A 10,689-nucleotide genomic window follows, 5' to 3' on the forward strand; every position below is an offset into this window, starting at 1 on the left:
GCTTAGGCAGGGCTGCAAATCTGTCTAACTAATACCTACGGATTAATGACGGAAATGGCGCATTCCCGTAAAGACCATTGCAATACCATGTTCATCGGCCGCCGCAATAATTTCTTCGTCACGAATAGAACCGCCTGGCTGAATAATCGCTTTAATGCCAGCTTCCGCAGCGGCATCGATACCATCGCGGAATGGAAAGAACGCGTCAGACGCCATAACAGAGCCTGGCACATTGAGACCTTCGTCGTTGGCTTTTATGCCCGCTATTTTTGCACTATACACGCGGCTCATTTGACCTGCACCTACACCGATTGTCGCGCCATCTTTGGCATAGACAATTGCGTTAGATTTTACAAATTTAGCCACTTTCCAACAGAAACGCAGATCGGCCATTTGCTCATCGGTTGGCGCAACTTTTGAAACGACGCGTAACTGTGACTCATCCACATCTTGTGCGTCTGCTTCTTGCACTAATAGACCGCCAGCAACACGTTTGTAGTCCCATTGCTCGGTTGACTCCGACCACTCTCCACACGCCAATAAACGGACATTTTTCTTCGATTCGATGACGCTTTGTGCAGCTTCACTGACCGAAGGCGCAATAATCACTTCGACAAACTGTTGGTCGATGATTGCTTTAGCGGTGGCTTCGTCTAGCGGGCGGTTAAACGCGATAATGCCGCCAAAAGCGGATGTGGGGTCGGTTTTAAAGGCGCGTTGATAAGCCTGTTCAATGGAGTCTGCGACAGCAACGCCACAAGGATTAGCATGTTTGACGATGACGCAAGCTGGCTCAACAAAGCTTTTTACGCATTCGAGTGCGGCGTCGGTGTCCGCGATGTTGTTAAATGACAACGCTTTGCCTTGCAGTTGGGTTGCGCTCGAGACAGTTCCTTCAGGGGCATCTTGTTCGGTATAAAATGCGGCCTGTTGGTGGCTATTCTCGCCGTAGCGTAGACTTTGCTTGTGATTGAACTGGAGGTTATAGGTGCGCGGAAATGCTGCTTCATCACGTAGACGACCACCTAAGTAGTTTGCGATCATGCCATCGTATTGGGCTGTATGCTCAAAGGCTGATACGGCGAGTTCAAAGCGTTTCTTTGCGGATACTGCGCCGTTGTTTTGCTCCATGTCAGCGATAACAAGTTCATAGTCATCACTGTTAACCACTATCGTCACATCTTTATGGTTTTTTGCTGCCGCACGAACCATGGTAGGACCGCCGATATCGATATTTTCGATCGCATCCTCAAAACTGCAATCCGTTTTTGCGACAGTTTTAGCGAATGGATATAAGTTAACAACAACCATGTCGATAGGTGCGATACCGTGAGTATCCATGACCGCCTGATCGACATCGCGACGACCTAAGATTCCACCATGAACCTTTGGGTGAAGCGTTTTTACACGACCATCCATAATTTCAGGGTGTCCGGTGTGATCAGAGACATCGGTAACAGTAAGGCCAGAGTCTCGTAACAGTTTTGCGGTACCGCCTGTAGATAGGAGTTCTACACCACGTGATGCTAACTGCTTGGCAAACTCCAGGATACCGGTTTTATCTGAAACACTTAAAAGAGCACGTTTGATAGCTGGGGTCGTCATTATAGAGCCTTAATTTTAATTACAATTAATGGACAGTGTAGTAAAAAAAAGAGCGCCAGAAGGCGCTCTTAGAGAATAGGCAGTTAATTCATGCCGTATTTCTTCAACTTTTTGCGTAAAGTTCCACGATTGATGCCAAGCATGGTGGCCGCGCGCGTTTGATTCCCTCGAGTATAGGTCATGACTTCTTCGAGCAGTGGTGCTTCCACTTCGGATAAAACAAGCTCATACAGCTCTTCTGGATCTTGACCGTCGAGTTGACGTAAGAAGCTGTTGATAGCTTGTTTGACTGAGTCACGTAACGGCTTAGGTTGTGAGTTATTTCCAATAGTGGTTAAAGGAGACGTGTTCTCACGATTTGGGTTTTGATCAAACATAATGCGCTTATCTCTTTCCTACAGTGACAAAAAATAATGTTCCAAGGTATTAATCTGCTGTTCAGCTTCTTCAATACCGTTAAACGCTTGGCGAAACTCGCGCCCATTGGGACGCTCATTGAGATACCAGCCAACGTGCTTACGAGCGATTCGCACACCTTTGTATTCGCCGTAAAACTGATGTAAGGCTTTCACATGCTCTACGACAGTGTGGGCGACTTCGTCGAGCGGAGGTGCTTGTAAGTGCTCTCCGTACTCAAGGAAGTACTGTATTTGCTTAAATATCCAAGGGTTACCTTGCGCACCACGTCCAATCATGATGGCGTCGGCTCCCGTGTATCTAAGCACGTGTGCTGCTTGCTCGGGCGACGTAATATCTCCGTTAGCAATGACAGGAATTGATATTGTCTCTTTAATCGCACGAATGGTGTTGTATTCTGCTTCACCTTTATACATGCAGGCGCGTGTGCGTCCATGTACGGCTAACGCCTGAATACCGCAACGTTCGGCTATTTGAGCGATTTCAATTCCATTTTTGTGGTCTAGGTTCCAACCCGTCCTTGTTTTTAAAGTCACGGGTACATCAACCGCCTCAACCACTGCTGTTAAAATGCTTTCTACAAGCGCGGGGTGCTGCATTAATGCCGACCCCGCGAGCTTTTTATTTACTTTTTTTGCCGGGCAGCCCATATTGATATCAATAATCTGAGCGCCTTGGCTGACATTTATTTTCGCTGCCTGTGCCATCAACTCAGGCTCAGAACCTGCAATTTGTACCGACCGGATACCTAATTCACCAGAGTGATCCATGCGTTGCATCGATTTGTCTGTTTGCCATACCTTCGGGTTACTCGACAGCATCTCTGACACTGTCATGCCAGCACCGAGCTTATAGCAAAGCTGTCGGAACGGCTGGTCAGTGACCCCGGCCATTGGCGCTAAAATCAGGTTATTAGGTAAAGAATATGGTCCAATCCGCATCGGTCAAAAACTACTCAGCGAAAAGGGAGAGAATTTTATGGAATTTATGGGATAAAGGAAAGGCTAAAAAGTATGCAAATTTGGTCTTTTTTTAATTTTTTACTATTGACAAAAGTCGCGCAGAGTCACTCTGCGCGGTATCCTGCCAACATGATCCATTCATCTTGTTGAGTTGGTGTTTCAAATTTGATTTCCGGCGCATAAGCATCCATGACTGATTGCGCTTGGCGTGCGAGTATGCCTGATAGCACGAGACGCCCACCTGGTTTCACGAACTCTTTGATAACATGAGCTAATTCACGCAACGGACCAGCAAGTACATTAGCTAATACAATATCAGCTTGAAGGTTTGGGTGCTGTTCAGGCAAGTAGACGTCAAATTTATCGGCGACATGATTGCGCTCAGCATTTTCTTGTGTCGATATAAGTGCTTGCTTATCGATATCAATGCCTAGCGCATGAGCAGAACCCAGTTTAAGCGCGGCAATACCCAAGATTCCAGAACCGCAACCAAAATCCACTATCTGCTCGTTACCTTTTACATGAGCATCAAGCCACTCGAGACACATCGCCGTCGTCGGGTGAGTCCCTGTACCAAATGCCATGCCGGGATCAAGCAATATATTGACGGCATCGGGCTCTGGAATATCGCGCCAACTTGGGCAGATCCATAGCCGTCTACCAAACTGAATAGGATGAAAGTTATCCATCCATTCGAGTTCCCAGTCTTTGTCTTCAAGTCCATCGAGTTTGTACTGCAGTGGTTTAGGTAGAACTTTAGCTTTCTCTAAGTTAGCTACGACAGGCTTCATATCGATATCGGCATCGAATAAGCCAGTCACTAAGGTATGTTGCCATAGTAAGACCTCGCCCAGTGGCGGCTCGAAAATTGGCGTGTCAGCACCATCGCGATAAGTCACCGCTTGTGCACCGTTGGCCATGAGCATGTCACCCACTTGGGGTGCATGCTCTTCTGAACTTGATAATGTCAGTTGAATCCAGGGCACTGTTTAGTGACCCCCAAGGCCAAGTTTCTTCTCAAGGTAGTGAATATTGGTACCACCGTGTTGGAAGTTTTCGTCAGCCATGATCGACTTTTGCAATGGAATATTGGTTTTAATGTTTTCGATAATCAGCTCGTTCAACGCATTACGCATACGAGCGATAGCGATGTCACGGTTTTCACCGTATGTTATTAGTTTGCCGATCATCGAATCATAGTTAGGAGGCACTTTATATTCTGCATATACGTGTGAATCCCAACGCACACCAAACCCACCCGGTGAGTGGAAGCGAGTAATTTGGCCCGGCGAAGGGACAAAGGTCTCAGGGTCCTCCGCATTGATACGGCACTCAACTGCGTGACCTCGAATCACCACATCTTCCTGATTGAAAGATAGTTGACGACCCGCGGCAATACGCAGTTGTTCTTTGATCAAATCGATACCTGTGACCATTTCGGTAACGGGGTGCTCCACCTGAATCCGTGTGTTCATTTCGATGAAGTAAAACTCACCGTTTTCGTACAAGAACTCGAAGGTACCAGCGCCGCGGTAGCCGATTTCGATACACGCTTTGGCACAACGCTCGCCGATGAACTTACGCATTTCTGGCGTAATACCTGGGGCAGGCGCTTCTTCGACTACTTTTTGGTGGCGACGCTGCATGGAGCAATCGCGCTCACCTAAGTGGACCGCATTACCTTGGCCATCGGCCAATACCTGCACCTCAACGTGACGCGGGTTTTCAAGGAATTTCTCCATGTAGACAACAGGGTTGCCAAAGGCCGCGCGCGCTTCGTTTTGAGTCATGCGGATAGCGCCGAGTAGCTCGCTTTCTTGGCGGACAACACGCATACCACGACCGCCACCACCGCCAGCTGCTTTGATGATGATTGGATAACCGATGCGTTTTGCTAATTTAATGTTGCGCTCATCGTCGTCGTCCAACGGGCCGTCTGAACCCGGTACACAAGGTACCCCCGCCTTTTTCATGGCTTTAATGGCTGATACTTTATCGCCCATTAAGCGAATCACGTCTGCCGTAGGACCTACGAAAACAAAACCTGATTTTTCCACCTGCTCAGCAAAATCAGCATTTTCAGCAAGAAAGCCGTAGCCTGGGTGAATAGCGGCGGCGTCGGTAATTTCAGCGGCACTGATAATTCTCGGAATATCGAGATAACTCTCTGCTGCGGGCGCTTTACCGATACATATCGCTTCATCCGCTAATAAGACGTGCTTTAAGTTACGGTCGACCGTTGAATGAACAGCGACCGTTTTGATGCCTAGCTCTTTACACGCGCGCAGAATGCGAAGTGCAATCTCACCGCGGTTTGCTATGACCACTTTATCTAACATGATGCGTTCCCGGTTTAATCTTATTCAATGACGAACAGAGGTTGGTCAAATTCAACGGGTTCTTCGTTTTCGACCAAGATTTGCTTAATAACGCCACTCTTATCGGCTTCGATTTGGTTCATCATTTTCATCGCTTCAACGATACACAGCGTGTCGCCTGCATTAACACGTGAGCCGACAGTCACGAATGGACTTGCGTCTGGTGAGGGTGCTTCATAGAAGGTGCCTACCATTGGTGAGCGAACGATATGTCCTGAGATTTCCTCTGACTCAGCCGGCGCGCTGTCAGAACTTTGCGGTGCTGCCGGTGCAGGAGCTGCTTGTTGAGGCGCGGCACTGTATTGGATAGGTGCTTGCGCTGGTTGCGGGCTGTAGCGGTTAATGCGAACAGACTCTTCGCCTTCTGTAATTTCTAATTCCGAAATGCCCGATTCTTCAACTAACTCAATGAGCTTCTTAATCTTGCGGATATCCATGGTGCTGTTTAACCTCTAATTTATTTTTCTAGAGTTGAATCGATGAGCCGATTAGCCGCAGCTAACGCTAGCTCGTAACCGTAAATCCCGAAGCCGCTAATGACACCCTCGGCTATATCTGCCAAATATGAGTGATGTCGAAACGCTTCGCGACGATAAATATTGGAGATGTGTACTTCGTAAAAAGGTATTCCCACGCCAAGCAATGCATCTCTTAGCGCTACGCTGGTATGCGCGAATGCGCCCGGATTAATGATGATCATCTGGGATTTGTTAGCCGCTGCGTGTACCCATTCGATCAGTTCATATTCGCGATTGCTTTGCTTGCACTCGAGCGTTACATCGAGCGTATTCGCTTGTGTTTGAAGTAACTGTTCAACATCTTTAAGCGTTTCATGTCCGTATATATTGGGCTCACGGCTTCCTAATAAGTTCAAGTTAGGGCCGTTTAAAACCAAAATATGCTTTTTTTGTCGAGAAGTGTTTTGCATATTGCCGCCAAAAGTTACGAACATGTTAAAAGTCAAAGATTAATGGCGGTTCAGTAAAGTTTAACCGCCATTTTGACAAAACTTTCTGCATTATAGTTGAGTTATGCTAGTTTGCAGTAAAATACTGGTCTTATCAGCGATTTTCGCCGCAAACTCTAGTTTGCAGTGTCTTTCATCTTTTGTAAATGTTCATTGAACGCATCTTCATCCAAAAAGCCGGTTACACGCCACTGCTTGAGCTCCTCGCCATTTGGGGAGAAGAATAAAAGCGTTGGTAATCCCAGTACTTGATAGTCGCTGAGTAGTTGCTTGTGTTCCGCAGTATTCGCGGTAACGTCTATTTGCAATTTTTTGAATTCGCTGAGTGCACTCTGTACTGAACGGCGTGAAAAGGTATATTGCTCAAACTCCTTGCACGCAACGCACCAATCTGCATAAAGATCGACCATCACCCACTGCTGAGATTGGTGTGCGTTATTCAGCTGTTGCTCAAGCGCTGCTCGCGTTTCAACCTGAGTGAAAAAACCGTGAGTTTGTTTAACAGAGTAATACTTATCGACTTGCCAATAGCTACCAGCGACGGCTGTCGCCGTTACCAGCAGATAGAGTAAAGTGCGGCTTAACGGATGCTTCAGATCGTTAATATGTCGTCCCATATACACCGCTAGACCGACAAAGTAAGTAAGCCATAAAAAGAAGCTTACTGTGTCGTTAAACAGGCGCTCTAATAAGAAAACCACAGCAGCTAATAGTAACCAGCCGAGCAAGTGCTTGATGATATTCATCCAAGCGCCGGCTTTCGGTAGTAACCTTCCACCGGATGCGGCGAAAACGATTAGTGGTAAGCCCATGCCTAAACTCAGGGCGTACAATAGTATAGCGCCAGAGAGCCATTCGCCAGTTTGTGCAACGAACAGCAATGCCCCACTCAATGGCGCGGTCGTGCAGGGTGAAGCGACTAACCCGGAAATCACGCCGATGGAAAATACACCGGCAATTCGACCGCCGCTCTGGTTTCTACTGATTTGGTCTAGTCGTGATTGCCAACCCGACGGTAGTTGTAGGTTGATAATATCCAACATGCTCATGGCAAAAATCGCGAAGGCAATTGCTAAGGTGGCAATGATGGCTGGGTGTTGGAAATAAGCCTGAAACTGCATCCCCATTGAAGCAACGATAAGTCCTAGCAACGAATAGGTGATAGCCATTCCCTGCACATAAATGAAGGCAAGAAAGACGAGGTTTTTAAGAGTCTTTGGTTTGTCTCCAACAACTGTCGCTGAGATGATTGGATACATGGGAAATACGCAGGGAGTAAAAGCGAGTCCGATACCTAATAGAAAAAATAAACCTAAGGTGGCGAAGTCGACCTGTTCAACCTGGTTGTTTTCCGTAGGATTAGATGCCGCCTTAATGGGCTCATTGGTATCACTTTGAACACCAATAGTGCGTGTTTCGGGCGGATAGCATAAGCCGGCGTCGGCGCAACCCTGATAGTGAAAGGTCACCTCGTTGACACCTGCATTGAGTGAGTACGTCAGTTCGACATAATTTCGGTAAACCTGACTCTCACCAAAGAACTCATCGACGTGTGATTCCGCAGGAGGGTACTCGATAGGTCGATTAAGAGCCGATGCAGGTGTGAGTTTAAACGCGTGCTGATACAAGTAATAGCCAGGCTGGATCTCAATGCCAATAGTGAGTGGCTTTTCACTAAGCACCTGAACATTAAAGGCTTGATCGACCGTTAAAAACTCCGGCTGCTGGTCAAAGATATTACTACTTTGGGCAACGGCATTGGCCGTGAGTAGGTTCCAACTGATTAGCGCAAATAAGAAAGTCGAACATATTTTTTTCATGGTTTGGTTTGTACCTCAACCCAGTCCAAGTATGACTCAAGTCCATCGACGATTTCTGTAACGATAAACTCGGGTGAATCATAGTTGTGCTGCTCGCTGATAAACTGCTTAAGGTTTGCGACCTGCCAATGATGGGTTTTAATCACCAACCAGTATTCGCTGTCGCACTGAACTTTATCCTCCCAGCGATAGTAAGAACTCACCTTGGGCACGATTTTTACGCAGGCGGCTAGACGTCGCTCAATCATTGTTTTGGCTAGTCTATCAGCAACTTCGCCATCGTCGGTAGTGGTGTAAACCATGCGGATGGGGGTAGTCATGTTCACCTCGAATATGATGAAAAAAATTTTCTTGCAAACCTTGATAACAGAAAATCATACCCCATTTAAAGGTCACGACTAAATTTAAACGCCCACTCAGTGGGTTTTATCAACAACAATAGGTTAAGGAGTTATCGAGAAATGAAACTTCGTCCTTTACACGACCGAGTCATTATCAAGCGTATCGAAGTCGAAGCTAAATCGGCAGGCGGTATCGTTCTAACTGGCTCAGCAGCAGAAAAATCAACGCGTGGTGAAGTCGTTGCCGTTGGCAACGGACGCATCTTAGAGAGCGGTGAAGTACGTCCACTTGACGTTAAAGTGGGTGACAAAGTGCTTTTCAATGAAGGGTACGGCGTTAAGACTGAAAAAATTGACGGCGAAGAATACCTGATCATGAGCGAAAGCGACATCTTGGCTATCCAAGAGTAAGCCGAATCTAAACAGTCTCTAAGAGTACAGTTAAGAGGAATCAAAAAATGGCAGCAAAAGAAGTAAAATTTGGCAATAACGCGCGTCAAAGAATGTTGAAAGGTGTAAACACCCTTGCAGACGCGGTTAAAGTGACCTTAGGTCCTAAAGGCCGTAACGTTGTTCTAGATAAATCATTCGGCGCACCAACCATCACTAAAGATGGTGTTTCTGTAGCGAAAGAAATCGAGCTTGAAGACAAGTTCGAAAACATGGGCGCGCAGATGGTTAAAGAAGTTGCCTCTAAAGCTAACGACGAAGCAGGCGACGGTACAACCACTGCAACGGTTTTAGCACAAGCTATCGTAAACGAAGGCGTGAAAGCAGTTGCAGCGGGTATGAACCCAATGGATCTGAAGCGCGGTATCGATAAAGCAGTTACTGCCGCTGTCGAAGAACTGAAGAAGATCTCTCAACCTTGTGCTGACAGCAAAGCCATTGCACAAGTAGGTACTATCTCAGCTAACTCTGATAGCACCATTGGAGAAATCATTGCTAAGGCGATGGATAAAGTCGGTCAGGAAGGCGTTATTACCGTTGAAGAAGGTCAAGCGCTGCAAGACGAGCTTGATGTTGTCGAAGGTATGCAGTTCGACCGTGGTTACTTATCTCCTTACTTCATCAATAACCAAGAAAGCGGCTCTGTTGAACTCGACAACCCATTCATCTTGTTGGTTGATAAGAAAGTATCGAACATTCGTGAATTACTGCCTGTACTTGAAGGCGTATCGAAAGCAGGTAAGCCACTGCTTATTATCGCTGAGGACGTTGAAGGCGAAGCGTTGGCGACCTTGGTTGTTAACAACATGCGCGGCATTGTAAAAGTTGCGGCTGTTAAGGCACCTGGTTTCGGCGATCGTCGTAAAGCTATGCTTCAAGACATCGCGGTATTGACCGGTGGTACCGTCGTTTCTGAAGAAATCGGCATGGAGCTTGAAAAAACTCAGCTCGAAGACTTGGGTACTGCTAAACGTGTTGTTATTACTAAAGACAACACCACTGTTGTTGATGGTAATGGTGATGACGCTGCGATTGAAGGCCGTGTAACGCAAATCAAACAACAGATGGAAGAAACTTCATCTGATTACGACCGTGAGAAACTACAAGAGCGTCTTGCGAAACTCGCTGGCGGTGTTGCGGTAATTAAAGTTGGCGCAGCAACTGAAGTTGAGATGAAAGAGAAGAAAGCTCGAGTGGAAGACGCGTTGCACGCAACTCGTGCTGCGGTTGAAGAAGGTGTTGTACCGGGTGGTGGCGTTGCCTTGGTTCGCGCTGCAAGCAAGCTAGCGGAATTAACCGGCGACAATGAAGAGCAAAACGTAGGTATTCGCATGATGCTACGTGCGATGGAAGCACCACTGCGTCAAATCGCGTATAACGCAGGTGCTGAAGCGTCTGTTGTTGCAAACCGTGTACGTGAAGGTGAAGGTAACTTCGGTTACAACGCAGGTAATGACACCTACGGTGACATGCTAGAGATGGGTATCCTTGACCCAACTAAAGTTACTCGCTCTGCACTGCAATTTGCTGCATCGGTTGGTTCATTGATGATCACGACCGAAGCAATGGTTGCCGAAATCCCTAAAGACGATGAGTCTGCGGGTGGTATGGGCGACATGGGTGGCATGGGCGGTATGGGCGGCATGATGTAATCTGTCGTTCACCCCATGAACACTTAAAAAAGAGCCCTGCGGGTAATGCCGATCAGTTAAGAAATTTTCAATGATCGGTTGACCGATCCGGCAGAGT

Annotated in this window: 11 protein-coding genes; 2 read left to right on the forward strand and 9 right to left on the reverse strand. The window is 47.1% G+C overall.

The genetic code is table 11. From position 1 onward, the window contains the following. Nucleotides 1-42 precede the first annotated feature (42 nt). The 9 genes from purH to cutA form a co-directional block, all read right to left on the reverse strand. Nucleotides 43-1,605, reverse strand: a complete 1,563-nt coding sequence (gene purH / locus ABNS04_RS02400) for a bifunctional phosphoribosylaminoimidazolecarboxamide formyltransferase/IMP cyclohydrolase (RefSeq protein WP_272977993.1) — start codon at nt 1,603-1,605, stop codon at nt 43-45. An 83-nt stretch (nt 1,606-1,688) separates the two neighbouring features. Next, nucleotides 1,689-1,982 (reverse strand): DNA-binding transcriptional regulator Fis, encoded by a 294-nt coding sequence (gene fis, locus ABNS04_RS02405; RefSeq protein ID WP_006954357.1) that lies wholly within the window; start codon nt 1,980-1,982, stop codon nt 1,689-1,691. An 18-nt stretch (nt 1,983-2,000) separates the two neighbouring features. Continuing rightward, the gene (dusB, locus tag ABNS04_RS02410; RefSeq protein ID WP_006954355.1) at nt 2,001-2,963 is read right to left on the reverse strand and encodes a tRNA dihydrouridine synthase DusB; all 963 of its coding nucleotides are present in this window, start codon (nt 2,961-2,963) and stop codon (nt 2,001-2,003) included. Nucleotides 2,964-3,088: 125 nt separating this feature from the next. Then, nucleotides 3,089-3,970 (reverse strand): 50S ribosomal protein L11 methyltransferase, encoded by an 882-nt coding sequence (prmA, locus tag ABNS04_RS02415; protein ID WP_006954352.1) that lies wholly within the window; start codon nt 3,968-3,970, stop codon nt 3,089-3,091. 3 nt (nt 3,971-3,973) lie between these two features. Continuing rightward, on the reverse strand, nt 3,974-5,323 hold the full coding sequence (accC, locus tag ABNS04_RS02420) for an acetyl-CoA carboxylase biotin carboxylase subunit (protein WP_272977992.1): 1,350 nt from the start codon (nt 5,321-5,323) through the stop codon (nt 3,974-3,976). 20 nt (nt 5,324-5,343) lie between these two features. Next, entirely contained in the window at nt 5,344-5,799 is a 456-nt protein-coding gene (gene accB / locus ABNS04_RS02425) for an acetyl-CoA carboxylase biotin carboxyl carrier protein (protein ID WP_006954347.1), read from the reverse strand. A 20-nt stretch (nt 5,800-5,819) separates the two neighbouring features. Then, nucleotides 5,820-6,290, reverse strand: coding sequence for a type II 3-dehydroquinate dehydratase (gene aroQ / locus ABNS04_RS02430; RefSeq protein WP_040487587.1), 471 nt, complete (start codon nt 6,288-6,290; stop codon nt 5,820-5,822). Between the two features lie 155 nt (nt 6,291-6,445). Next, on the reverse strand, nt 6,446-8,149 hold the full coding sequence (locus ABNS04_RS02435) for a protein-disulfide reductase DsbD (protein ID WP_272977991.1): 1,704 nt from the start codon (nt 8,147-8,149) through the stop codon (nt 6,446-6,448). Then, nucleotides 8,146-8,469, reverse strand: a complete 324-nt coding sequence (gene cutA, locus ABNS04_RS02440) for a divalent-cation tolerance protein CutA (RefSeq protein WP_040487585.1) — start codon at nt 8,467-8,469, stop codon at nt 8,146-8,148. The genes ABNS04_RS02435 and cutA overlap by 4 nt, the downstream gene beginning before the upstream one ends. Before the next feature lie 141 nt (nt 8,470-8,610). On the opposite strand from cutA, the gene ABNS04_RS02445 reads away from it, so the two are divergent. Beyond that, nucleotides 8,611-8,901 carry a co-chaperone GroES gene (locus ABNS04_RS02445; RefSeq protein ID WP_006954340.1) on the forward strand — a complete coding sequence of 97 codons (291 nt, stop codon included), beginning with the start codon at nt 8,611-8,613 and terminating at the stop codon, nt 8,899-8,901. Between the two features lie 47 nt (nt 8,902-8,948). Then, nucleotides 8,949-10,592: a chaperonin GroEL gene (gene groL, locus ABNS04_RS02450; protein WP_006954339.1), complete on the forward strand. Its 1,644-nt coding sequence runs from the start codon at nt 8,949-8,951 to the stop codon at nt 10,590-10,592. The last annotated feature ends 97 nt before the right edge of the window (nt 10,593-10,689 follow it).

The organism is uncultured Idiomarina sp. (assembly GCF_964010655.1).
Taxonomy (GTDB): Bacteria; Pseudomonadota; Gammaproteobacteria; order Enterobacterales; family Alteromonadaceae; genus Idiomarina; species Idiomarina baltica.